Origin of the sequence: Microvirga sp. CF3062, assembly GCF_036314045.1 — a bacterium.
Lineage (GTDB): Bacteria > Pseudomonadota > Alphaproteobacteria > Rhizobiales > Beijerinckiaceae > Microvirga.
Genome location: NZ_JAYGGN010000013.1, coordinates 1 through 24384 on the forward strand (window position 1 = coordinate 1; position 24384 = coordinate 24384).

At 62.9% G+C, this 24384-nt stretch carries 24 protein-coding genes; 11 read left to right on the top strand and 13 right to left on the bottom strand.

The window, feature by feature from the left end; genetic code table 11:
• Positions 1-229 precede the first annotated feature (229 nt).
• The 8 genes from VB618_RS19025 (at position 230) to VB618_RS19060 (ending at position 9384) form a co-directional block, all read left to right on the top strand.
• The gene (locus VB618_RS19025; RefSeq protein ID WP_329798364.1) at positions 230-1243 is read left to right on the top strand and encodes a magnesium and cobalt transport protein CorA; all 1014 of its coding nucleotides are present in this window, start codon (positions 230-232) and stop codon (positions 1241-1243) included.
• Positions 1244-1334: 91 nt separating this feature from the next.
• Positions 1335-1463 carry a hypothetical protein gene (locus tag VB618_RS19030; RefSeq protein WP_329798329.1) on the top strand — a complete coding sequence of 43 codons (129 nt, stop codon included), beginning with the start codon at positions 1335-1337 and terminating at the stop codon, positions 1461-1463.
• 13 nt (positions 1464-1476) lie between these two features.
• Positions 1477-1566 (top strand): K(+)-transporting ATPase subunit F, encoded by a 90-nt coding sequence (gene kdpF / locus VB618_RS19035; RefSeq protein WP_329798330.1) that lies wholly within the window; start codon positions 1477-1479, stop codon positions 1564-1566.
• A gap of 9 nt (positions 1567-1575) precedes the next feature.
• Complete coding sequence (gene kdpA, locus VB618_RS19040) at positions 1576-3285, top strand: potassium-transporting ATPase subunit KdpA (RefSeq protein WP_329798331.1); 1710 nt, start codon at positions 1576-1578, stop codon at positions 3283-3285.
• A gap of 10 nt (positions 3286-3295) precedes the next feature.
• The gene (gene kdpB, locus VB618_RS19045; RefSeq protein WP_329798332.1) at positions 3296-5353 is read left to right on the top strand and encodes a potassium-transporting ATPase subunit KdpB; all 2058 of its coding nucleotides are present in this window, start codon (positions 3296-3298) and stop codon (positions 5351-5353) included.
• A 12-nt stretch (positions 5354-5365) separates the two neighbouring features.
• Positions 5366-5965, top strand: a complete 600-nt coding sequence (gene kdpC, locus VB618_RS19050; protein WP_329798333.1) for a potassium-transporting ATPase subunit KdpC — start codon at positions 5366-5368, stop codon at positions 5963-5965.
• 48 nt (positions 5966-6013) lie between these two features.
• Positions 6014-8695 carry a sensor histidine kinase KdpD gene (locus VB618_RS19055; RefSeq protein ID WP_329798334.1) on the top strand — a complete coding sequence of 894 codons (2682 nt, stop codon included), beginning with the start codon at positions 6014-6016 and terminating at the stop codon, positions 8693-8695.
• Positions 8692-9384: a response regulator gene (locus VB618_RS19060; protein ID WP_329798335.1), complete on the top strand. Its 693-nt coding sequence runs from the start codon at positions 8692-8694 to the stop codon at positions 9382-9384. Before VB618_RS19055 ends, VB618_RS19060 begins: the two co-directional genes overlap by 4 nt.
• Positions 9385-9674: 290 nt before the next feature.
• Here the strand turns inward: VB618_RS19060 and VB618_RS19065 are convergent, their stop codons facing one another.
• Complete coding sequence (locus VB618_RS19065) at positions 9675-10094, bottom strand: response regulator (protein ID WP_329798365.1); 420 nt, start codon at positions 10092-10094, stop codon at positions 9675-9677.
• A 153-nt stretch (positions 10095-10247) separates the two neighbouring features.
• Here VB618_RS19065 and VB618_RS19070 point away from each other — a divergent pair, with 153 nt between their 5' ends.
• On the top strand, positions 10248-11411 hold the full coding sequence (locus VB618_RS19070) for a sensor histidine kinase (RefSeq protein ID WP_329798336.1): 1164 nt from the start codon (positions 10248-10250) through the stop codon (positions 11409-11411).
• 296 nt (positions 11412-11707) lie between these two features.
• Here VB618_RS19070 and VB618_RS19075 read toward each other — a convergent pair whose 3' ends face one another.
• Both VB618_RS19075 and VB618_RS19080 read right to left on the bottom strand, forming a co-directional pair.
• Positions 11708-12511 carry an SDR family oxidoreductase gene (locus tag VB618_RS19075; RefSeq protein ID WP_329798366.1) on the bottom strand — a complete coding sequence of 268 codons (804 nt, stop codon included), beginning with the start codon at positions 12509-12511 and terminating at the stop codon, positions 11708-11710.
• Positions 12511-12837 carry a nuclear transport factor 2 family protein gene (locus VB618_RS19080; protein ID WP_329798337.1) on the bottom strand — a complete coding sequence of 109 codons (327 nt, stop codon included), beginning with the start codon at positions 12835-12837 and terminating at the stop codon, positions 12511-12513. The genes VB618_RS19075 and VB618_RS19080 overlap by 1 nt, the downstream gene beginning before the upstream one ends.
• 136 nt (positions 12838-12973) lie before the next feature.
• On the opposite strand from VB618_RS19080, the gene VB618_RS19085 reads away from it, so the two are divergent.
• The gene (locus VB618_RS19085) at positions 12974-13333 is read left to right on the top strand and encodes a winged helix-turn-helix transcriptional regulator (RefSeq protein WP_329798367.1); all 360 of its coding nucleotides are present in this window, start codon (positions 12974-12976) and stop codon (positions 13331-13333) included.
• 796 nt (positions 13334-14129) lie between these two features.
• Here the strand turns inward: VB618_RS19085 and VB618_RS19090 are convergent.
• The gene (locus tag VB618_RS19090) at positions 14130-15113 is read right to left on the bottom strand and encodes an AAA family ATPase (protein ID WP_329798338.1); all 984 of its coding nucleotides are present in this window, start codon (positions 15111-15113) and stop codon (positions 14130-14132) included.
• Positions 15113-16000, bottom strand: coding sequence for a DUF7146 domain-containing protein (locus tag VB618_RS19095; RefSeq protein WP_329798339.1), 888 nt, complete (start codon positions 15998-16000; stop codon positions 15113-15115). Before VB618_RS19095 ends, VB618_RS19090 begins: the two co-directional genes overlap by 1 nt.
• A gap of 633 nt (positions 16001-16633) precedes the next feature.
• Between VB618_RS19095 and VB618_RS19100 the strand changes: the two genes are divergently transcribed.
• Entirely contained in the window at positions 16634-16828 is a 195-nt protein-coding gene (locus VB618_RS19100) for a hypothetical protein (protein WP_329798340.1), read from the top strand.
• A 139-nt stretch (positions 16829-16967) separates the two neighbouring features.
• Here the strand turns inward: VB618_RS19100 and VB618_RS19105 are convergent, their stop codons facing one another.
• The 8 genes from VB618_RS19105 to VB618_RS19140 form a co-directional block, all read right to left on the bottom strand.
• Positions 16968-17693 (bottom strand): DUF1236 domain-containing protein, encoded by a 726-nt coding sequence (locus VB618_RS19105; RefSeq protein WP_329798341.1) that lies wholly within the window; start codon positions 17691-17693, stop codon positions 16968-16970.
• Positions 17694-17965: 272 nt separating this feature from the next.
• A complete protein-coding gene (locus tag VB618_RS19110; RefSeq protein WP_329798342.1) occupies positions 17966-18514 on the bottom strand; it encodes an RNA pyrophosphohydrolase in 549 nt (182 codons plus the stop codon).
• A 225-nt stretch (positions 18515-18739) separates the two neighbouring features.
• Positions 18740-20056 carry a S41 family peptidase gene (locus tag VB618_RS19115; RefSeq protein ID WP_329798343.1) on the bottom strand — a complete coding sequence of 439 codons (1317 nt, stop codon included), beginning with the start codon at positions 20054-20056 and terminating at the stop codon, positions 18740-18742.
• Entirely contained in the window at positions 20056-21399 is a 1344-nt protein-coding gene (locus VB618_RS19120; protein WP_329798344.1) for a murein hydrolase activator EnvC family protein, read from the bottom strand. Before VB618_RS19120 ends, VB618_RS19115 begins: the two co-directional genes overlap by 1 nt.
• A 4-nt stretch (positions 21400-21403) precedes the next feature.
• Positions 21404-21898 carry a 23S rRNA (pseudouridine(1915)-N(3))-methyltransferase RlmH gene (gene rlmH / locus VB618_RS19125; protein WP_329798345.1) on the bottom strand — a complete coding sequence of 165 codons (495 nt, stop codon included), beginning with the start codon at positions 21896-21898 and terminating at the stop codon, positions 21404-21406.
• Between the two features lie 73 nt (positions 21899-21971).
• Positions 21972-22406, bottom strand: coding sequence for a ribosome silencing factor (rsfS, locus tag VB618_RS19130; RefSeq protein ID WP_442931866.1), 435 nt, complete (start codon positions 22404-22406; stop codon positions 21972-21974).
• A 44-nt stretch (positions 22407-22450) separates the two neighbouring features.
• Positions 22451-23107 (bottom strand): nicotinate-nucleotide adenylyltransferase, encoded by a 657-nt coding sequence (locus tag VB618_RS19135; protein WP_329798346.1) that lies wholly within the window; start codon positions 23105-23107, stop codon positions 22451-22453.
• Positions 23104-24345: a glutamate-5-semialdehyde dehydrogenase gene (locus VB618_RS19140; RefSeq protein WP_329798369.1), complete on the bottom strand. Its 1242-nt coding sequence runs from the start codon at positions 24343-24345 to the stop codon at positions 23104-23106. The genes VB618_RS19135 and VB618_RS19140 overlap by 4 nt, the downstream gene beginning before the upstream one ends.
• Positions 24346-24384 lie beyond the last annotated feature (39 nt).

Consider the following 24384-nt stretch of genomic DNA (forward strand, 5'->3'; position numbering starts at 1 on the left):
TCAGAGCCCAGAAGGAGGTCGGAGTTGCGTGCCCGTATCCGGCAGGGCCGACATCCACCCGTTCGCTAATCCCCGTCGCGGCCATGTACCCTCCTGCGTTGAAAAAGGACCGGAGCCCCTTCGGCACGACGTGGCAGCACGGGGAGGGTTTCACCCCCGCGCCGGGGCCTTACGGAACGGGGGACCCAGGACCATGGCACCGGAGACGGTCGCCGAGCGTTGGTTGCACATGGCGGATGCTCTCAAGCTCGTATCAGCTCAGCCTGCGGACACTGCCGGGGTTGTCGCCTCGGCCGCCTATGCCGGTGGCCGACGGGTGGCCGAAGTTCCGATCGAGGACGTGGGCGAGTGGTCGCGCAAGCCGGGGCACCTCGCCTGGGTCGGCCTGCACGAGCCCGGCCTGGACCTTTTGCGGCGTCTCCAGGCAGAGTTCGGGCTTCATGACTTGGCCATCGAAGATGCGCTCAAGGCCCATCAGCGGCCCAAGCTTGAGCAATACGGCGACGCCTTGTTCATCGTTGCGCGCACGGCCCAGATGCTGGATGGGCGCATTGCCTTCGGCGAGACCCACCTGTTCGTCGGGCACGGCTACGTGGTCTCCGTTCGACACGGGGCCTCGACCTCCTACACCCCGGTGCGCGAGCGTTGCGAGGCCTCGCCCAAGGCCCTGTCAGATGGAGAGGATTTCATCCTCTACGCCATCCTCGATTTCATCGTCGACAACTACATGCCGGTGATCGAGACGATCCAGGCGGAGGTAGAGGAGATCGAGGACTGCATCCTAGCCGAGACATACACGCAATCCCGTGTGGGGCGGCTCTACCAGCTTCGCCGCGACCTCCTGCGCCTGCGCAATGCCGCGATCCCTCTGGTGGAGGTCTGCCGCCGTCTCGAGCACCCCGGCCTGCCGGGTATTGATGCCTCGCTGTACCCGCTCTTCCGAGATGTGTCCGACCACATCCGCAGGGTGCAGGAGGAGATCGAGTCCTTGCGTGAAGTGTTGGCCTTCGCCTTCGAGACCAGCCTGATGACCGGCCAAGCCCAGCAGAACGAGATCACCCGTAAGCTGGCGGCCTGGGCGGCCATTCTCGCAGTGCCGACGGCGGTTGCAGGGATCTACGGCATGAACTTCGAGCACATGCCCGAACTGCAATGGAAGTACGGTTATGCCCTGGTGCTGGCAGTCATCGCCTCGGTGTGCGGCTGGCTCTACTGGCGCTTCCGCCAAAACCACTGGCTCTAGGCAACTATTCTGATATCCGGCGACTGGACGGGCAGCCGCGGGTACTTATGCGGTCTTTATATCCAAGGGCGCACTTCCCAATCGAGATTTAATGCGAAGTGGGCGTAGCCTTCGGCGCTCACATTGGGGTGCCGTCATGTACGACCTTGCCTATCTTCTCACCGGCCTCGGGTTCTTCGCGCTGATGGCGCTGTATGCCCGCGTGGCCGAACGGCTCTGAGGGAGGCTCTTTCATGTCCCTCGACCTACTTCTCGGCGGCTGCGTCGCCTTTGGCCTTGCCGCCTATCTGGTCCTGGCGCTGATCAGACCGGAACGCTTCTAGGAGACCAACATGACACTCAATGGCTGGCTCCAGATCGCCATCATCCTCGCAACCGTCTTGCTGGCTGCGGTGCCGCTCGGCGCCTTCATGGCACGGGTCTATGCGGGCAAGCACACCTTCCTTTCGCCCATGCTCAGCCCGGTCGAACGTGGCTTCTATGCCTTGGCAGGCGTCGAGCCCGCCCGGGAGCAAGGCTGGCGGGCCTATGCGCTCGCGATGCTCCTATTCAACGCCGCCGGCTTCGTGCTGCTCTATGTCACCTTAAGGCTGCAAGGCTTCATGCCCTTCAACCCGCAGGGCTTCGGCGGCCTCACGCCGGATCTCGCCTTCAATACTGCCGTCTCGTTCGTTACCAACACCAACTGGCAGTCCTATGGCGGCGAGACGACCATGAGCCATTTCTCGCAGATGGCAGGGCTGACGGTGCAGAACTTTCTCTCCGCCGCCACGGGACTCGCGCTTGCCATGGCGCTGGTCCGCGGCTTCGTTCGGTCGAAGGTGGGCACCGTCGGAAATTTCTGGGCCGACATGACCCGCTCGACCCTCTACATTCTCCTTCCGCTCGCCCTGGCCACGGCTCTTCTGCTGGTGGCGTTGGGGCTGCCGCAGACCCTGCTTGCTTCCGTCGACGCAACGACGCTCGAAGGTACGAAGCAGACAATCGTAGTCGGTCCCGTCGCAAGCCAGATCGCGATCAAGCAGCTCGGCACCAACGGCGGAGGCTTCTTCAACGTGAATGCGGCGCATCCCTTCGAGAATCCGACGTCGCTGACGAACTTCGTGCAGATCTGGCAGATGCTGGTGATATCGGTCGCCGTCGTGTTCGCCTTCGGGCGTCTTATCGGCGACAGCCGGCAGGCGCGGGCCCTGCTCTGGGTGATGGGCATCCTGCTCGTGGCCGGCATTGCCATCACCTACGCGGCCGAAGCCGCCGGAACGCCGATGCTGCACGCAGCGGGCATCAACCCGGCCGACGGCAACATGGAGGGCAAAGAGGTCCGTTTCGGACTCGCTATGTCCGCCCTGTGGGCCGCGGTGACAACGGGCTTGTCCACGGGTGCGGTCAATTCCATGCACGCGAGCTTCACCCCCATCGGCAGCCTAGTCCCGATGTTCCTGATCCAGCTCGGCGAGATCCTGCCGGGCGGCGTCGGGTCTGGCCTCTATGGGATCCTGGTCATGGCGATCATCGCCGTCTTCGTGGCAGGTCTCATGGTGGGACGGACACCGGAATATCTCGGCAAGAAGATCGAAGCGAAGGAGGTCAAGATGGCCATGCTCGCCGTCCTGATCCTGCCGATCACAATCCTCGGGTTCTCGGCGGTCGCCGCCGTCATCCCGCAGGGCTTGGCCGGGTTGCTCAATGCCGGGCCGCACGGCCTCTCGGAGATCCTGTACGCCTATTCGTCGGCCGCGGGCAACAACGGTTCCGCCTTCGCCGGGCTCACCGCCAACTCCCCTTGGTACAACACGACCCTGGGTCTTGCGATGCTGCTCGGCCGCTTCGCCTACATCGTGCCGATGCTGGCCATCGCGGGCTCGCTTGCAGCAAAGACGCGACTTGAATCCTCGACGGGGACGCTCCCAACGCATGGGCCGCTGTTCATCGGCCTGCTGATCGGCGTGATCCTGATCCTCGGTGGTCTCCAGTTCTTCCCGGCTCTCGCCCTCGGCCCCATCGCCGAGCAGGTGATGATGCTCGCGGGCAAAACATTCTGACAGGTGCTCCATGGACAAACACATCCAACCGACCATCTCACTGCTCGACGGGGCAATCCTGCGCCAGGCGGTCCTCGACTCCCTGAGGAAACTCAATCCCGGCGACCTCATTCGCAACCCGGTCATCTTCGTCACGGAAGTCGTGGCTCTTCTCGTCACGATACTCTTCATTCGGGATGTTGTGACGGGTGCATCCGCTTTCTTCACTGGACAGATTGCGGCTTGGCTCTGGTTCACGGTGATCTTCGCCAACTTCGCTGAGGCCGTGGCGGAGGGGAGAGGCCGGGCTCAAGCCGACACCCTGCGCCAGGCGCGCACCCAGACGATTGCCAAGCGGCTATACGATGCCGAGCGTAAGGAACTGCATGCGAGCGTTTCGGCTCTCGACCTTGAAGTCGGCGATCTCGTGCTGGTCGAGGCTGGGGACCTCATCCCCGGGGACGGCGAGATCGTTGAAGGCATCGCCTCGGTCAACGAGGCCGCCATCACGGGGGAGTCAGCGCCGGTCATTCGCGAGTCCGGTGGCGACCGCTCTGCCGTGACGGGCGGCACGACGGTGATCTCCGACTGGCTCGTGATCCGCATCACGGCGGCGCACGGCTCCTCGTTCCTGGACCGGATGATCGCCCTCGTGGAAGGAGCCGAGCGGCAGAAGACGCCGAACGAGATCGCCCTCAACGTCCTACTGGCGGGCATGACCATCGTGTTCCTGGTGGCCGTTGTGACGCTTGCAGGGTTCGGGCGCTACTCCGGAGCTGACGTTCCAGTCCCGGTCCTGGTGGCGCTTCTCGTGACCTTGATCCCGACGACCATCGGCGGCCTTCTCTCGGCCATCGGCATTGCCGGCATGGACCGCCTCATCCGCTTCAACGTGCTCGCCATGTCAGGGCGGGCCGTGGAAGCCGCCGGCGACGTCGATACGCTGCTCCTCGACAAGACGGGCACCATCACCTTCGGCAACCGCATGGCGGCGGAGATCATCCCGATCTCGGGCGTCACGGAGAGCGAGGCTGCGGAAGCCGCGCTGCTGGCGAGCCTGGCCGACGAGACGGCGGAGGGACGCTCCATCGTGGCACTGGCTCAGGAGAAGTACGGGCTGAAAGCGCCCGAACAACCTCCAGAAAACGCACGCTTCATCGAGTTCTCCGCGACCACCCGGCTCTCCGGCGTCGACTTCGGAAGCAGGAGCCTGCGCAAGGGAGCGGTGGACGCCGTGCTCCGCTTCGTGCGCGATGCCTGTGGGCGCAATGTGGCGGATCATGGCTTCGCGGCCGCCGTGGACCGGATAGCCCGCTCGGGCGGGACGCCCCTTGGCTTGGCCGACGGGGATCGGCTCCTGGCCGTCATCCACCTCAAGGATGTGGTCAAGCCCGACATCAAGGAACGGTTTTCAGAATTGCGCCGCATCGGCATCCGCACCGTCATGGTGACTGGCGACAACCCGGTGACGGCGGCGGCGATCGCCTCCGAGGCCGGCGTCGACGACTTCATCGCGGAGGCGACCCCTCAGGACAAGCTCGACTACATCCGCAGGGCCCAGACGGAGGGCCGCCTCGTGGCCATGTGCGGAGACGGCACCAATGATGCCCCGGCCCTGGCGCAGGCCGATGTCGGTGTCGCAATGCAATCCGGCACCCAGGCTGCCCGCGAGGCCGGCAACATGGTGGACCTCGACTCGAACCCGACGAAACTCATCGAGATCGTCGGGATCGGCAAGCAGCTCCTGATGACGCGCGGCTCGCTGACCACCTTCTCCATCGCCAACGATGTGGCCAAGTACTTCGCCATCATTCCTGCACTGTTCGTGGCAGCCATTCCCCAGCTCGGGGTGCTCAACATCATGGGGCTCTCGACGCCGCAGAGCGCGATTCTATCCGCAGTGATCTTCAATGCCCTCATCATCGTTGCGCTGATTCCGTTGGCCTTACGCGGCATTCCCTACCGCCCTCTGGGAGCTGCGACCCTGCTGCGCCGTAATCTCCTGATCTATGGATTGGGCGGCCTCATCGTGCCCTTCATTGGCATCAAGATCATCGACCTCGCCGTCACGGCGATCGGCTGGGCTTAAAAGGAGGCTGGCATGTCACATCTTCGTCCCGCTCTGGTTCTTCTCCTGCTCTTCACGGTCCTGACGGGGTTTGCCTATCCCTTGGCTGTGACCGGGATCGGGCAGGTTATCTTCCCCGCTCAGGCGAATGGAAGCCTCATCACACAAGATGGCCGCGTGATCGGATCCGATCTGATCGGGCAAGCCTTCATGTCCGACCGCTACATGTGGCCGCGTCCTTCGGCCACGAGCGCGTCCGATCCGACCAACCCGACGCAGACGGTGGATGTGCCCTACAACGCGGCAGCTTCGACGGGATCCAACCTCGGACCGACCTCGGCAAAGTTAGCGGGCCGCCTGACGCAGTCCTCGGAAGCCTGGAAGGAGTCCGGCTTCGTGCTGCCGATCCCCGGAGATGCCATCACCACCTCCGGCAGCGGCCTCGATCCGCACATCTCCCCAGCCTATGCGCAGGCTCAGGTCGCCCGGATCGCAAGGGCCCGGAATCTCCCCGAGGCTCAGGTCAGGCAACTGATCGAAGTCTCGACTGAAGGGCGCTTCCTTGGTGCCGTCGGGGAGCCCCGGGTGAATGTCCTTCAGGTTAACCAAGCCCTCGACCGCTTGCGTTCTTGAAGAGGGCGGGAGGATGCCTACCCTGAGACGATAGAGGCTTGAGCCCTGATGGCCCAGACCGATCCGCCCCGTGCGTCGCCCGATGCTCTTCTCACCCTGGCCAACCGGGAAGGACGGGGCTGCCTCAAGATCTTTCTTGGGGCGGCTCCAGGCGTTGGGAAGACCTATGCCATGCTTCAGGCCGGGCGGGCGGAGCGGGATGGCGGGACCGACGCGGTCATCGGTCTCGTCGAAACCCATGGACGCCCGGAAACGCAGGAGCTTCTGTACGGTTTCGAGATCCTGCCCCGCCTCTCCGTCCCTTACCGGGGCCGGATGGTGCAGGAATTCGACCTCGACGCCGCCCTCCAGCGCCATCCCCGGCTCATCCTCGTCGATGAGTATGCCCACACGAATGCATCCGGCAGCCGGCACCCGAAGCGATGGCAGGACATCGAGGAACTGCTGGACGCGGGGATCGACGTCTGGACGACGCTGAACATCCAGCATCTTGAGAGCCTCAACGACATCGTTCAACGCATCACGCGGATCCGCGTGCGCGAGACCGTGCCCGACAGGGTGTTCGACGAAGCGGATGAGCTTGTCCTGGTCGACCTGCCGCCGGACGAGCTCCTCAAGCGGTTGGCCGCGGGAAAGGTCTACGTTCAAGACACGGCGGCACGTGCGGTCGATAACTTCTTTCGCCCCAACAACCTGGTGGCGTTGCGCGAGCTGGCGCTGCGCCGCGCGGCGGAACGCATCGACAGCGAGCTTCTAGAGCGGATGCAGAGCGGCGGCGTCGAGGGACCTTGGGCCGCTGGTGAACGCATCCTGGTCTGTGTCGGCGCGGACGAGGTCTCACCCATGGTGGTGCGACACGCCAAGCGCTTGGCGGACGCCATCGGGGCGCCCTGGCTGGCGGTGACCGTCGAGCGGCCCGGCGAGAGCCTGGGAAGCGAGAAGCGGCATCGCCTGGACGGGGCGCTGCAACTGGCAGGCCAACTCGGCGCCGATGAGACGAAGACGCTGGTTGCGGGCGACATGGTGCAGGAGCTTCTGCGCTTTGCCCGGTTTGAGAACGTCACCCAGATCGTGGTAGGACGATCCCGCGGCGGCTGGTGGTCCGAACTCCTCGGGCGCTCGTTGCCGCACCAACTGGTTCACCACGCCGAGGACATCGCCATTCATGTCGTGACTGCCAAAGGCGAGCGTTCGCCCGGCGCCTGGTGGAGGAAGCGGACTCCGCAGGTTAACCCAAACCAGTCCTGGCTACCCTTCCTGTGGTCGGCTCTCGCGGTCGCCGGGGCGATTGCGATCGCACTTGCGATGACATCCGTCGTCTCGCTGCCGAACGTCTCGATGATTTTTCTGGTGGCCGTCCTGTTCGCTGCCGTCCGGTTCGGGATCTGGCCTGCCGTTGTCAGCTCGATCCTGTCGTTCCTGAGCTACAATTTCTTCTTCATCGATCCCGTCTACACGTTCACGGTGGCCCGTCCGCATGAACTGCTCGCCCTGTTCATCTTCCTTGGCGCGGCCGTTCTGACATCGGCCATCGCCGGGCGGGCGCGGGAGCAGGCGGCCGCAGCAGTCAGCCGGGCACGGGCCCTGCGGCGTCTTTACGAATTCACCCGCAGGCTCTCGAGCCTGCCCGATGCCATTGCCGTGGCCGAGGGCGCCGTCGTGGAGCTGAATGGCTATATCAATCGCCCCGCCGCGATCCTCCTGCCCCAGGGGGATCTCCTCGAGCTTGCGGCCTCCTGGCCACCGGAGGACCAACTAGACACCGCCTCGGCCACGGCGGCACGTTGGGCCTACGACAAGGATGAGGCCGCCGGGGCCGGGACCGGAACGCTGCCGTCTGCACGCTGGATCTTCCTGCCCCTAAGGTCGGGCCGGGGCCGCGTCGGGGTCATGGGGGTGGCTCTGGACGGGGCCGTTCCTGACGGGGAGACCCGAACCCTGGCGGAAACCGTGGCGGAATTGACGGCGACGGCCCTGGAGCGGGCGCGGCTGGCGCGTGAGATCACGGCGGCCCATACGGCGACTGAAGCGGAACGGGTGCGCAATACGCTGCTGGCCTCGATCAGTCACGACTTCCGGACGCCCCTCGCGTCTATTCTCGGGGCGGCAACCAGCCTTATCGATTATGGGCCGAAACTGCCGGAACACGCCCGTCAGGATTTATTGGACCAGGTGAAGGACGAGGCGGAGCATCTTGATCGGATGGTCCGCAACCTCCTGTCGATGACCCGTGTCGAAGCCGGAGCCCTGGAGCTTCGTCGCGATTGGGTCGACATCCGGGAGACCTTCGATCGCGTGGTAGCCATTGCCAGGCGACGGGGGGCAACGCAGGCCTTCCGTCTCGATGTCGACCCGGAACTGCCCTTCGTCCTGGCCGATCCCTCCCTACTCGATCAGGCCCTTGCGAACATCGTTGGTAACGCGATCCGATACGCCGGATTGGATGCGCATGTGCATCTCGCAGCACGCTATGCTGGCGAAGGGATCATGCTGTCCGTGACTGACAACGGACCCGGCATCCCTCCGGCCCTGCTGCCGAAGGTCTTCGAGAAGTTCGCCCGGGGCCGTGAGCAGGGTGGCGACGGCGGCGAGGGCACAGGACTGGGACTGGCCATCGCCAAGGGGATCGTCGATGCCCATGGCGGTTCGATTGCCGCCGAGAGCCCCGTTGCCGACGGGCATGGCACCTGCATCTCGATCCGGCTGCCCCTGGAGGAGAAGAGGTCATGACTACCTTAACGCGGGTGCTCGTCGTTGACGACGAGCCGGCGATCCACCGCTTCCTCAAGCCAGCCCTCGAGGTAAACGAGTACGAGGTGCTCGGCGCAGGAACGGCGGCCGAGGCCCTGAAGCGCATCGCAACTGACGCTCCCGACGTGGTCGTCCTTGACCTTGGACTGCCCGACATGGACGGCAAGGAGGTGATCTCCCGCGTTCGCGAATGGTCCGACGTACCGATCATCGTGCTCTCGGCCCGTGACCGGGAGGCCGAGAAGATTGCCGCCCTTGATCTCGGCGCGGACGACTTCGTCAACAAGCCGTTCGGGATGGGGGAATTCATGGCGCGGCTGCGCACGGCCTTGCGCCACCGCATGCAGCGGAAAGGCGAGACGCCAGTCCTGAGAGTGGGAGGATTGGAGATCGACATCCCGCGCCGCCGTGTGGCGTGGCAGGAGGCTGAGGTCGGCCTCAGCCCCAGGGAATTCGACCTCCTCGCTTTCTTGGCGAGCCACGCCGGCAAGGTGGTGACACACAAACAGATCCTGACCGCCGTCTGGGGCCCCGCTCATGCGGACGACACTCAGTACCTACGGGTCTATGTCGGCCAGCTCCGGCAGAAGATCGAGCCGAACCCCTCCGACCCTTGCTTCATCCTCACAGAGCAAGGAATCGGCTATCGTCTCGTCGATACGTTCTAGGTATTGACAGGCTTCATATGCGTCCGGCCGGATAACGAGCGGCTCCGCCAAGGTCCCGTTCTGGCACAGGGAAGACCTTGACCGTATTTCCGCAGTGGAACTGCAAGGGGACCTTCAGGTAACCGCGCTTGACGGCTTAGTTTGAGCCCACTCAGCTAGGTTCCTGACGTCCAACAATCCCTATCGAGACATCAATGAACCTGCCCAGCTTTGGGGTGATCCGCCAACCCGGCCCATAGAGGATGGGCGTCGGCTGGGTTGGAGCGCTGTATTCCACCTCTTTGGAACAGTCACGTATGCTTCATGATCTCCCGGATAATCGGGATCACGCCTGACATGCGGTAGGGCTTGGGCACGAACCTGGCGACGGGTGCCTCGCCGCTGAACCCTGGCGGAAGTGCACCGGAGGTCACCAGAACACCAATCTGCGGATGAAGCCTCTGGGCCAACTGGGCAAGATCGAAGCCATTGAGTGTTCCGGGCAGAGTGACATCGGTGAACACTACCCCAATGTCGTTCCTCTTTTGCAGGATTGTTGCTGCATAGTCAGCCGATGGAGCCTCAAGCACCACAAACCCCTCTGCCTCAAGCGCCTCGACTGCCATGGCACGAACAGCGGCTTCATCTTCAACAACAAGGACCAAAGGAGACACAAGAATGATCCGGTACGCTGCAAACTGCTCGGCAACTAGATTGCTTGAGCGAACCATCAAGGGGAGCTGAAGCGGCAAAGCCTGTTATTGCTTGAACACCCCTGCAAAGTTGAGAAAGATTGTCACAGAACGAACAGCCACGTTTCTCTAAGCTTTACAGGGACATCCCTCAGACCTTATCCAAGACCTCAAGGGTAGTGGGGCAGGGCTATGAGCAAGAACACGGAAGGAGCGCAACCTGTCGCTCCCGAGCAGGGCAGTGATGCGGCCGAGGAACTGGCTTACCGCCTGTGCCAACAGGAGCTGACAACCCAGTTCAGCCTGTTTGCTCTCAAAAGCACGGATCTGAACCAAGTCCTGCAGGAGGCGGTCCGAGTTTCGGCCCGAGGGCTGCAAAGCGAACTCTCCAAGGTCGTGGAGTTCCTCCCCGATGAGAAGCGGTTCATCGTCCGCGCTGGTGTTGGCTGGAAGCCCAGCGTTGTCAATGAAGCGCATATGGGCGCCGATGCCGAAAACCCTGCAGGTTTTGCGTTTCAGACCGGACGGCCTGTGATCTCCAACCACTTGGCCGGAGAAAGCCGCTTTCGCACCCCACAGCTTCTTGTCGAGCATGGGGTCAAACGTGCCATCAACGTGATCATCCAAGGTGAGAGCGAGCCCTATGGCGTCCTAGAAGTCGACAGCACCAACCAGGGACGGTTCACCGAGGCCGACATCGCCTTCCTGCAAGGGGTGGCAAACGTGCCTGGCGTTGCCATCGAACGGCAGCGGGTTCTGGACAGCCAGGAGGCCCTGACCCGCGAGATCAACCACCGCGTCAAGAACAGCCTTCAGCTTGTCGCAGGCCTCCTCAACATGCAGGCTCGCGGCTCGCAGGATGCAGGCTTGCAGCAGGCCTTGTCTGATGCAGAGACGCGCGTACATACGATTGCGAGGGTGCATGATCGGCTCTGGCGCTCGAACGAAGTGAGCTCCATTGATCTTAGCGAGTTCGTCAGTGAACTTTGTGCCACGCTGCAGGAGACAGTCCCTCAACACATCATAACCTGCGAGGTCGAACCTGTTGTGGTCACCACCGACCGCGCCATCGCCATCGGGCTCATGGTCAATGAGCTTGTCACGAATGCCGCCAAGTACGCCTACTCGAATGGGTCGGGCGATATCCTGATCAGGCTGAGCACCCCCACAGAGAGGCTGGTCCGGCTTGAAGTCTCCGAACGTGGAGAGGGCCTGCCGCCGAACCTGGACCCATCACGCTCAAAAAGCCTCGGGATGCGGCTGGTCTCCAGCCTCGCGCGTCAACTGGGCGGCCGAACGGAGTGGCAGGACGCGCAGCCGGGCACACGGGTCGTGCTCGAACTCTCCAGCGAGTGATCTACGGCTGCTGCTCTAGCCGATTGCTCGCTTTCAACTGGTTGAATCAATAGCACCCCCTCTGCGCCGGCTCTTGCCACAGCACCCATTCCCCTAGAATCAACGAACGTCAGGAATCACCCAGAGAGCGGACCTTGTTACGGTCGCGCTGAATGACTTAGATTGACCCCAAACGAACGTTGAACTCACGTTTGGTGTATTCGCGCATTGACGGGATTTGTGCCACCCTGTGGCGGGCACCGCCACTCGCCAGCACTCAACCCCTGACCATCTTGCACTTGTCTGGGGTGCCGGGATCAGACAACAGGGACTGTTCCGCCATCGATTGTGTATTCGGCACCATGGATTGACGCCGCCCGATCCGAGAGAAGAAAAGCCGCTAGCTCTGCAACTTCTTCCGGTCGGCCAGGTCTGCCGATGGGAATGCCTCCGAGGGATTGCATCAGGCCCTCGCGGGCGCCGTCCTCGTCCATCTCTTGTTGCTCGGCTAGGCGCTGAATGAGCGCTGTCGCGGCACTCGTCTCGATGAAGCCAGGCGAGATCGTGTTCACGCGTACGCCTTTCGGACCAACCTCTTTCGATAAGCCCTTGCTGTAGGTCGTCAGGGCGGCTTTCGCAGCAGCATAGGCCAGCGTCGCCTCAAACAAGGGAAGGCGACGCTGGATTGACGATACATGAATGATGACGCCATACCCCTGCCGGATCATGCCAGGCAGCAGCGCGCGGTCGAACCGCACCGCAGGGTACAGGTTCCTGTCAAGCTCCGCTTGCCACTCATGATCGGTCAACGCAGCAAAGCCACCGCCTGGCGCATTCGAACCGCCGACGACGTTCACGAGAAGATCGACGCCGCCCATGTGCCTATCGAGCTCGGCGACAACCGCATCGACGCCGCTGGCTGTGGTAATGTCAGCCTGAACGAACAGGGTGGGGTGCTGTCCATCGGGCAGAGGCGAGCGGGCCGTTGTGGCGACCGTTGCGCCACCCGCGACAAGCCGGCGGACGATGGCCCCGCCCATGCCTTTCGTGCCCCCTGTCACCAGGGCACGCTTGCCGGCGAATTCCTGAGGATCAATAGCGAATGAAGATGCTGCGATCATCATGCAATCTCCAGCCGCGCAATCTTTGATCCCGAGAGGGTAAAGGCATAGCGCAGCATTGCAGGAGAACCGGGAAAGTCGCCGGACACCAGACCTGAGACGATCAGACGATCGTCGACCGGTTCGATCTGTTTGACGTCGATAGTGACGCGGTACTTGCGGGTTGTGTGCTCCATCCAGGAACGGATGGCTTCCCTGCCATGATGCTCCTGATCTTCGTCCTTGACCACGGCATCCTCGGCAAACGGCGCCAGCATGCCATTGATGTCGTGCTGGTTCTTGGCCTCGTAATAGCCAGCCAGCGGGAGAGGCAATTGTTTGCTCATACAGATTCTCCAAGAGGGGCCAGGCGCCTGAAACTTGTCTGGCTCCGTTGCGGCGGATGGAACTTGGAGGTATGCTGACCGAAAGACAAGAACGCACGAAAAAGTAAGGTACTCACCCATGAGTAAGGAAGAAGCACTGACCCCCAGTTCCGCCGCCGACCGGGTTGAACAGGCGCTCAAGTTCCTCGAAGGCCGTTGGAAGCTGGTGATCCTGTTCCGGCTGTTTGGCGGCAAGGTGCTGCGCTTCTCGGAACTTGAGAAAGTCATTCCGGCCATCTCGCAGAAGATGCTCATCCAGCAGCTCCGTCAGATGGAGGCGGACGGCATCGTTCGCCGGATCGTTCATCATCAGGTGCCGCCGAAGGTAGAGTATTGCCTCACGGATTGGGGGCAGGCTTTATGCCCGGCGCTTGATGCCTTGCTGCAATGGGCAGCCGCCCGGGAACTTCTCAGTGGAACGGATGCTAAAACGCCGTCAGTGCATTCGATATCCTGAGGACTACAACTGAAACCCGATAAGGCCTCAGTACGGTGCATCCTTTGGCTTGATTCCATCCACCGAACGCGAAATGTCGGCTTCTGGCACTACTCGGACCGAATCCCCAGGTCTGCTTTGGGCCGGAAGTGAGACACTGAAGTTTGGTTCGTCCCAGCGCGCCGGCACTTTCGCGCATTGCATAATTTGATCGTTCAAGGTCCCTACAGTCCATTCCGACATCAACTTACTAGCTGGATACTTCGGTTGGATGAGGAGAGAGATGCTTATCAAGTAGTTCGTACACTGCTGCCATTGGATCGTAATTGTGCGGTGCCTTCTGCTCGTTCGTCGCTTTCTCTGGCAGAGGCTCTGGATCAATTTGGCGCGGTTTTCCGTATCCTCTGTCAAGGATCGCGTTAGCAGCCGACACCCGCGCAGCCTCACTCTGTCCGCGCTGAGCGATCTCAACCAGCACACCAAGTGCTACCTCCGTATGTGACCGAGCCAGTTCCTCAAGCGTGAGCTTGTGCGCAACGGTTGCTCTGTTCCTTCGGCCTTGAGGACGGCCAGCTCCGGAACGCTTCCCACCACGCTGTGCCATTTGATTTCCTTTTGATTTCTGAGGCTGTCGACTGGGCGCCGACCTCTTTGGTTTTTTGGAGGGCAAGGGCGATCTGATCCGATTGAAGCGCCAAAGTGTTCTGTTTTGATTCACTTTGTCCCGCCTGTCCCACTTGTCCCAGCCATTCCCTCCAGACATCTGTCCCGCTGTCCCACATGTGAGAGAGCGGGACAGCGGGACACGATTGCTTTGCTAGTTCCGAAGGCGTCCTTCTTCTCGCAATTTTATCTGCATGCGGTGCACCTTCGATTTGCTGAGGCCCGTTTGTTCAGCGATTTCCCTCACCGGTATTCCCGTCCGTGAAAGCTCCTCAACCTGAGCAAGCTCCCGATCTTGTAACGTGTTGCACGTCCAGCGAGCTTGACCATCAGTGACTTCGAGCTTCGCTTCGAACGGCAGGGCGTCTTCGCCAAAGACACCCCGAGCTTTGGTGAGGTGAACCTCGAAGCGGGCGCCCTCCTCGGGATCGTAGTCCTCAGGACGCTTGAGCTGGATCACCGTGTCCAGGACATCCTCGCGCTTGGAGGTGCCGCGAGCATTCTCACCGCGGCCAGCATGGTGGATGAGCAGAACACTGGTCCCCTGGCGTCTCAGGTGCAGGAGCCACGCCTGCATTGCGTCCCAGGAATCCGCATCGTTTTCACGGCCGCCGCTGACCAGGGTCGAGATGTTGTCGATCACGACAAGTTCGACGCCTACCAGATGGGGCTCCAAGGCAGCTTGGTGCTCCGGTTTTGCCAGATTGAGAGACAACCCCAAGGACTGCCTGTCCATCGACAGAAGCCGGAAATAGTCATCTGCTGGAGGCTGATGCGGACTTGCGGCTATGATCTGCCGAGCACGCTCCTGAAGAGCCTGTGCGGGCATCTCTCCATCAAGATACAATACGCGGCGCGGCTGGTGTGCTTGCCATCGGAGAAACGCGCTGCCGCAGCTCACAGCATAGCTCAGCCCCAAGGCTACGTGGGTTTTGCCAATGCCGCGAGCCGCATAGAGCATGGCCAGTCCCCGCACTGGGATGATGGGGGCGATGACCTGCTGCCGCTCTGGAAGTTTCAGTCGAACAAGGTCGCCCAAGGTGATTGTCTCAAAGTTCGGCGCTCCAGGGATAAGGTCCTGGTCTGGTGAGCCCGCATCAGGGTGCAGGTGTTCGATGATGTATGGAGGGTGCAGCATCAGATCCCTCCCGCCATCAGAACGTCGTTCAGATCGGCACCGGCGCTCAAAGGCGTTGTCAGGAATACCTCGGCTCCGGATGCTTGCCAGCGCCGCCCGGTGGAACGAGCGACCCTCACCCCGGTCTCGTCATGGTCGACCGCAATCCAGAGGCACTCGATACCCGCAAGAATCGGGAAGTACTCAATCCCGCCTGCGGAGATAAGTGCCCACACAGGGGAAGGGCCGAACTCTGGTGTATGGCGGAGGCTGAGAGCACTTTCGAGCCCCTCACCGATGCCGAGACAGGTTGTCACCTCCTCGTCGGGTGTGAACTTGATGGCACCACCTGCCACCGGTCCAAGACTAAGGCGGCTCTGACCCTTAACTTGGGCCTTGTCTCCCTGAAGTGTGAGAGCCGTGCGATGGATCGCCTTCGGCTCGTTTGTCACGATGTCACGGACCAAGCACACCATCGCCGGCACGTACTTGCCAGCAAAGGGGCAGGCGGGATGGTAGCGGACGGTCTCGCCCGAGGCCTGATTAAAGAGTTTGATCTTCCGGCGACGGAAATAGGCCTCAACTCTTGTACCCCGCGGATCCCGGCTCTCCTTCCAAACGGCGAGAGCCCGGCTACGAAGGTCTTTGGCCGGAGCGGGAGTGTTCGCATGTAGCCCTGATGGCGTTCCTTGAAAAAGGGCCCGCCCGAGCCGCTCACGGACATAGTCCCGGATCGGAAGCGGATCATCACCCGCAAAGGAGTGGACGATAAAACCACCTGGCGCGTTTGGGCTGAACTTGAGTGATGCTGACCGGTCCCGCTTTGAATGGCCTGGGGCAGGAAAGACTATTTGTTGGCCAATAACAGTACCGTTGAGCAACCTGGCATAGGATCCCAAAAGCGTCATTGTGCATCCCCAATGTTGGAGATCGCTTGGGTGTGGCTGGCCTTGTTGACCACAAAGTACGTCCAACCCTGGATCGGCAGAAAACAAGTGCTTGTGCCCTGTCCTACGATCCGGCATTGTGCGAATTGAGCCTTCACCAAGGCCTCTGGATTGCAAATCTTCTTTCCGCCGTTCCGGGGGTCAGCCGGTACGGCGGTTTTCATTTGGGCCCTATTTTGCACTTCCCAAGGTGGGACAATCGAGGCAAAAAGCCCTGAAGCTAGGTGGAAGGTTCTGACTGTCCCACCTCTGCTAAGGTATTGATTTTTCAGTTTCGTCCGCGCCCGGCCAGGGGCACCATCGCCTTTTAGATGGCACGGCATAGCGCCGACAAACATTGAGAAATCCGAAGACGTTGAGCCCTCGGCCGATCATAGGGCTGCGCTGCGCATAGCTGCCGCCTTGCTCATCTCAATGGATTATCGCTTTCGGGCTACCTCATCTTCCACATTGCACAGGCGGCTACGTTTGGAACAAATGCCCGCGCTGGGGATGTCGGATGCGAACGGGGACTCGGGGCTGTCCATGAATGGAGCCTCAAGGCAACCACGCCGCATCAAGAACGCAGTCAATCCAAGCCGGGAGGGGCATGTCATGGAATTTGAAATCGAAGCAGTCGCGCGCGCCCTGTATTCTGCCGAAGATGATGCTCATGTGTGGGAGCATGAGCCTGAGCTCATCAGGGATAAGTTCCGTGAGCATGCTCGAACTGCCCTGGCGCTGCTTGCGCAGCACCGCAGGCAGGAGCCTTACGATCTGCAGGCTGTTGCCTTCCCATATGCGGCTTAGGCTTTCGCCCTCTTCCGCTTGATCATCTGCCCGGACTCGGAATTTCAGGCATGATGGCCGATCTCATGACGAGAAAACGCCCACGGCTCGACTGAGCCGCGGGCGCTTGGGTTTAAGAGCATCGTCGCTGTGCTGCTGATCAGCCGCGACGTTCGATCACCGTCACGATGCGACGGGTGCGAGGCTCGAGGATCACGACCTGATCGCGCACGACGATGTATTTGCACTCCGGCAAACCAGTCAGGATGCGCTCAACATTGTCAGGGCAATCGTACAGGGTCGTCACCGAGGCCGGGATGGTCGAGCCGACGCTGACGCTGAACTCCACATTGGTGAGCGGCTGCACGTTCACGCTGTTGAACGACCGTGAGATCTGCGTCCGCTGCTCAGAGGTCACCGTCACATTCGCGGACCCCGACGAGTTCGTGCTGCCCGTGGTGTTTGTATTGGCCGCGCCGCCCGTCGTGTTGGCTGCGTTGCCCGTGGTGCTCGAGTTGCCGCTCGTGCCGCCCGAGGCCGTGCCGGATGTCGTGCCCTGCGCCGTGCCGGAGGTACCGGATGTGCCGGACTGCGCACTATCAGTCGAGCTGCCGCCCGTGGTCGAGGTGCCGGAGGAGCCGCCGGTGCCGCTGGAAGCAGAGCCGCCGGACGTCGTCCCACTCGTCGAGCCGGATGCGCCACCCAAGGTCGAGCCCGAGGCCCCGCCGGACGAACCGCCGGGCGTCATGATCGTGGAGCCGCCCGAGGAGCCGCCCGAAGCGCCGCCGGAGCTGCTGCCTCCCGAACTACCGCTCGTCTGCGCCATCGCAGCCACGCTCAGGGAAAGAGCCGCTGCCGCTACACTGGCTAGTAAAGTAACACGCATTGGATGAAACCTCCCTGTGATGGAGGGCCAAAAGCGGCCCTCTGCAATGCCTATCAACGGAGGTTTTTCGCTAGGGTTCCGTTCCCAACACTAAGTGTTGGCGGCGTACATCTGCGGTTCATCAACATGAACAAAAAGCCTTGAAATGCCGGCTGTTTTGAACAAACGACGTGGTGTCTTGCTTCCGCGTCCCGAGCAGGAACACACACGCTGCATGTACGGCGCGGAGGCCGTTTCACGCAATTCAACGACACTCATTCGGAGAGGGTCGGTCAGGGATGAGCGGAACTGTGCAGGCGCTCTGATACGAGCGGCGCAAATGCGGCAACGACCTTCTCATAGACAGGTCGCTTGAACGGGATGATCAGTTCCGGCAGGCGGCGCATCTCTTCCCAGCGCCATTCGTCGAACTCCGGCCTGTGGCCGCCTCCGCCGGGCTGAAGAATGTTGATCTCGCTGTCATCGCCTTCGAACCGGAAAGCGAACCATTTCTGGTTCTGCCCGCGGTAGCGTCCACGCCAAGCACGCCCCGCCACCATGGAGGGCAGATCGTAGGCGTACCATTCGGGCGCCTCGGCCATGAGGCTCACGGAACGGACGCTGGTTTCCTCATGGAGCTCGCGCAGGGCTGCCTGATAGGGCTCCTCGCCGGGATCGATCCCGCCCTGGGGCATCTGCCAGGAATAGCCATCCGACGTCGTGTCGGCTTCTGAACGGCGCCGGCCGATGAATACCAAGTCTTCCTTGTTGATCAGCATTACGCCGACGCAGGAGCGGTAGGGCAGATCCTTCCTGGCCTGTGATCCTCTTGCGCTCCTCATCAGACACTCACTCCCTTGATCACGGAACTCGGATGCAGCCGGTTCTTGAATACTGCCGGCGCTTGGTCCTTGTTCCGAAGCAGGAAGAGAGAGTGCCGCTTCACCAGCCCTCGCACAAGCATTTCCGCAGGGCTGTGGATGCATCAACAGGAAAGGGCCTGGCGGGATCGATTCCCGTCAGGCCCTTTTGCATTAGTGTTTCTCGAACGAAAGAGCGAACTGCCCTTAGTTAGGCGTCGTGGTCGTGTTGGCCGCACCCTTGCGGACGCCGCGCAGCAGGTCATAGGCCGCGATGAGCTGCTTGTCCTTGGTCGCATCCGGCGGAATGTAGGCGGAGGAGCCGCCGCGCTCTTCCTTGTCGCCGCCATTGCTCAGGTGGCCGCGCAGACCCGCCTCACCCTTGGTCTCGTCCTTGCCCTTCAGCTCCTCGGGGATGTCCTGCAGCACCTCGACGTCGGGATCGATGCCCTTGGCCTGGATCGAACGGCCGGCCGGGGTGTAGTAGCGCGCCGTCGTCAGGCGCACGGCCCCGTTGCCGCCGAGCGGGATGATGGTCTGCACGGAGCCCTTGCCGAAGGAGCGGGTTCCGAGAACCGTCGCGCGCTTGTGGTCCTGCAGGGCGCCGGCCACGATCTCGGACGCCGAGGCCGAGCCACCGTTGACCAGCACCACCAGCGGCTTGCCCTTGGTCAGATCGCCGGCCTTAGCGCTGAAGCGCTGGGTATCCTCGGCGTTCCGGCTGCGGGTCGAGACGATCTCACCGCGGTCGAGGAAGGCGTCGGAGACCATGATCGCCTGATCGAGGAGGCCGCCCGGGTTGTTGCGCAGGTCGATGACGAAGCCGGCCAGCTTGTCGGCGCCGATATCGCTGGTGAGCTTGTCGATGCCGGTGCGCAGGTTTTCGTAGGTCTGCTCGTTGAACTGGGTCACGCGCAGCACGCCGATGTCACCCTCGACGCGGGCCCGGACCGGACGCACCTTGATGGTCTCGCGGGTCAGCTTCACCTCCACCGGATCCTTGGCTTCCTTGCGCTGGATCTTGAGGGTGACGGAGGAATTGACCGGACCGCGCATCTTGTCGACCGCCTGGTTCAGGTTGAGGCCCTGGACCGGCTCGTCGTTGATGTGGGTGATGATGTCGTTGGCCATGACGCCGGCCCGGGAGGCAGGGGTCTCGTCGATCGGGGTCACGACCTTGACCAGACCTTCCTCCATGGTGACCTCGATGCCGAGGCCGCCGAACTCGCCGCGGGTCTGCACCTGCATGTCGCGGAAGCTCTTGGCATCCATGAAGCTGGAATGCGGGTCGAGGGAGGTGAGCATGCCGTTGATGGCAGACTCGACCAGCTTGGCCTCTTCAGGCTTTTCGACATAGTCCGTGCGGACCTTCTCGAAGACGTCTCCGAAAAGGCTCAGCTGCCGGTACGTGTCGGCCGAGGCGGCAACCGCGCTCATGCCCGACAGGAGGCTTGTCTGCGACACCATGGTCGCGCTGCCTGCGCCGATGGCCGCACCGAGAATCAAGAGAGATAGTTTGCGCATTATCCGCGAACCTTTTCGCTTTGCGATTTTGCCCACCAGGGCCCTGGATCGATAGAACCGCCGTCTTTTCTGAACTCAACATAGAGGACGGGGCTGTTCTTTTCTATGGCGGAGCCGATCAAACTCATGAGAGGAGCCTCCCCCATGGTCGCAACGGGCTCGCCGGCGAGCACGAACTGACCGACATCGACGTTGATTTGGTCCATACCGGCCAGAAGAATATAGTATCCCCCACCGGCATTGATGATCAAGAGTCGACCGTAGGAGCGGAAAGGGCCCGCAAAGGACACCCAGCCATCCGCGGGTGATACCACGGTTGCATTCTGCCGCGTCGTGATCGAAATGCCACGCGTCGTTCCGCCATACCCGTCCGAGGCGCCGAATTCCTGGGCCGTCTCGCCGCTGACCGGGCGCGGCAGCAGGCCACGGGCTTCCGCGAAGGGGATCTTGGGGGCCAGCCGCGCCGGATCCCGGAAGGCCAGCTGGGCAAATTTCTCGCGGGTCTCGCGCCCCTGAGCCTCGGCCGCCTTGCGGGCCTCGTCCGCGGCTCTCTGCGCGCCCGTACTCTCCGCTTCCATGCGGTCGATGAGTTCCTTGAGGGTGCCGGCCTGACGGGCCAGTTCCTCGGCCTTGCGCTGCTCGGCGCCGGCATTGCGCTCCACCTCGGCGATGCGGTCCTGGCGGGCCCCCATGAGGGCCGCAAGGCGCTCCTGCTCGCGGGTGAGCCCTGTCAGTTCCCCGTTCAGGGTCGCGCGATCGGTGGTGATCGCATTCTTCAGGCGGACGAGTTCGGTCAGGTCCGTGGCCAGGATCTCGGCCTCGACGCGCAACTCCGGCAGAACGGCCCCCAGCATGATCGAGGCGCGCACGGCCTCGAGCATGTCCTCGGGCCGCACCAGCACCGCTGGCGGTGGCCGACGGCCCATGCGCTGCAGGGCGGCGAAGACCTCGATGATGACCCCCCGCCGGCTCTGCAGGGAACGGCGAATGGCCGCCTCGCTGGAGGTCAGGGTCTGAAGCCGCTGCTCCAGGCCCCGGATCCGATCCTCGGTGCCGCGCACGCGCTCGGCTGTCCCAATCAGAGCGGCATTGAGCTTGGCCCGGTCGGCCTTGATGGATTCGATCTCGGTCTCAAGGCGGCGGCGGGCCTCCGCATTGGCCGTGATCGCCTCCTCCAGGACCTTCAGATCCTGCTCCCGGCGCGTCTTTTCCTCGGCGGTTTCGGTCTGGACCGCAGGCGCAGGTGCGGGCTGCTGGGCCCCGGCGGGGCTCAGGCTGGCAGCAACCATCAAGGCAGCAAGGCCGAGAGCCTTGCGGAAAAATAAGGATTTGAAGCGGATCATCCAATCAGGAATCATCATGGCCGGCGCGATGATAAGGGTGCCCGGCGATGATTGTCAGGGCCCTATAGAGCTGTTCGGCCACGAGCGCCCGCACAATCTGATGCGGCATCGTGAGCGCCCCGAAGGAAACCACGAGCTCGGCGCGCTGACGCAGTTTGGGATCGAGACCGTCGGGCCCACCGATGACGCAGGAAATTCCGGAGCGGCCCTCGTCCCGCCAGTGTCTGATTCGGTCTGCGAAAGCTTCGCTGGAAGGGCTCTTGCCGCGCTCGTCAAAGACGATCAGCACGGAGGAACCGGCCTTATCCAGAAGGGCCGCAGCCTCTTCGGCGCGCCGGTCGTCATCGCGGCGCGCGCGGCTTTCGGGCAGCTCGACCATGTCGAGCCCGGCCAGACCCAAGGTCCGGCCCATGCCCTCGATCCGTTGCCTGTATCGCTCGACCAGCTCCCGCTCGGGGCCGCTCTTGAGACGGCCCACGGCCAGCAAGCTCAGTCGCACGATATTGGCCTTACCATCTCAGTGCCGCATGATCTTGGTCGGGCAACCGGTACCCACTTGCCCGGATCATGCTTTAGCTGGCGCGATCCTGCGGGCGGTCGGCGCCCCACATCTTCTCGAGGTTGTAGAAACCGCGAACCTCGGGGCGGAAAACGTGGATCAGCACGTCGCCGGCATCGATGAGCACCCAATCGCAGGCCGGCAGGCCTTCGACGCGCGCGTTCCCGAACCCCTTGTCCTTGAGGTCCTTGACGACGCGCTCGGCGATCGCGCCGACATGGCGGTCGGAGCGGCCCGAGGTCACGATCATGGTGTCGGCAAGCGAGGTCTTTCCGGCCAGGTCGATCTCGACCGTGTTCTCGGCCTTCATGTCCTCGATGGAAGCCAGGGCAACAGCCCGGATGTCCTCTGCGGCAGGAGCATTCGCTCCAGCGAGAGGAGGAAGCGGGTTCAAGTCCGCTTCGACGGAGGATAGTCGGTTCAGGTTCAGACCCTTTCTCAGCAGCACTTGAAGGTGCCGATCCTTAAGATAATGCGGGAAGGCCCCATTTTTCAACGTCCTTCCGTGGGAGAAGTTCGTCGCAACCGGCGCAGCTGGGTGGACGACAGGTGGGACCGGGGTCCGTGCAGGAAAACCCAGACAGGCGGCTTCAGGCCCGGGAGGGCCAAGGCATCGGCCGCGTCGATCCGGGCTCCCGACAGAGCTGTGGCGCTGCGGGAGCGGACCGCCTTCAGGGTCCAGCCGGGCCGGTCGACGATGGCGATCGGCATCATGCGGGCGATGCGCCGCCAGCCGCGCCAGCGGTGGAAGCTCGCCAGATTGTCCGCCCCCATGATCCACACGAACCGGACATTCGGATAGCGCCGCTTGAGATAGGTCAGGGTATCGACGGTATAGCGGGCGCCGATTTCCTCCTCGAAGGCGGTCACGTCGATGCGGGGGTCATCGGCCACAGCCTGAGCCTCCTCGACCCGCATGGCCGTGGTGGCGAGTTCGCCCGTGTCCTTGAGGGGATTGCCCGGCGTGACGATCCACCAGACCCGGTCGAGCCCGAGCCGCTTCAGGGCCATCTGGCTGACATGCCGGTGCCCGGCATGGGCCGGGTTGAAGGATCCGCCATAGAGGCCGATCCGCATGCCGGGAGCCACCCGCGGCAGACGGGTCAGGCTAGATGGCCTGATGCGGAAGCGAGAGGCGGAAGGCTTCACGGACGCGTCTGGCCCGAGCCGCGGATGCGGTATTTGAACGAGGTCAGCTGCTCCACGCCCACCGGCCCGCGGGCATGCATCCGGCCCGTGGCGATGCCGATCTCGGCCCCGAAGCCGAATTCGCCGCCATCGGCGAACTGGGTCGAGGCATTGTGGAGCACGATGGCCGAATCCACCTCGGCCAGGAAGCGCTCGGCCGCCGCCTCGTCATCCGTCACGATGGAATCTGTGTGGTGGGAGCCATAAGATTCGATATGGCCGATGGCCTCGTCGAGCCCATCGACGACCCGGACGGAGATGACGGCATCGAGGTACTCGGTGCGCCAATCCTCTTCCGTGGCCGGAGTCACGCGCGGATCGGCGGCTTGCACGGCCTCGTCCCCGCGCACGGCGCAAGCCGCATCGAGCAGCATGGATACAAGGGGCTTCAGGTGCGTGTCGGCACAGGCGCGGTCCACCAGCAACGTCTCGGCCGAACCGCAGACTCCCGTGCGGCGCATCTTGGCGTTCAGCACGATTTGTTTCGCCATCTCCAGATCGGCTGAGCCGTGCACGAAGACGTGGCAGATGCCCTCCAGATGCGCGAAGACCGGCACCCGGGCCTCCTCCTGCACCCGCGCCACGAGACTTTTGCCCCCGCGCGGCACGATCACGTCGATGTTGCCGTCAAGTCCCGACAGCATGGCGCCCACCGCCGCGCGGTCGCGGGTCGGAACGAGGCGGATGGCGTCGGACGGCAGCCCCGCCTGCTCCAGCCCCTCCCCCATCGCCTGCGCGATGGCCAAGGACGTGCGGAAGCTCTCCGACCCAGTGCGCAGGATCGCGGCATTGCCGGCCTTGAGGCACAGCGCACCCGCATCCGCCGTCACGTTGGGACGACTCTCGAAGATCACCCCGACGACGCCAAGCGGCGTCGCCACCCGGTCGATCTCCAGCCCGTTGGGGCGCTCGAAGCGCGCCAGTACACGCCCGACCGGATCGGGCAGGTCGGCGACGCTTTCGACCGCAACCGCGATGGCTTCAAGGCGCTCGGGGTTCAGCATGAGCCGGTCGATGAAGGAGGCAGGCTGCCCCTTAGCCCTCGCCTCGGCCAGATCCTGTTCATTGGCGGCAAGAATCGCATCCGCCTGCGCGCGGATGCGGGCGGCCATGGCCCGCAACGCGGCGTTCTTGTCCTCGGTGGAGGCCAGCGCCACGCACCGGGCGGCCGCGCGTGCACGGCGGCCAAGTTCGCGCATGAGAGCCGGAACGTCCGGATTTCCGACCGAAGCCGCACC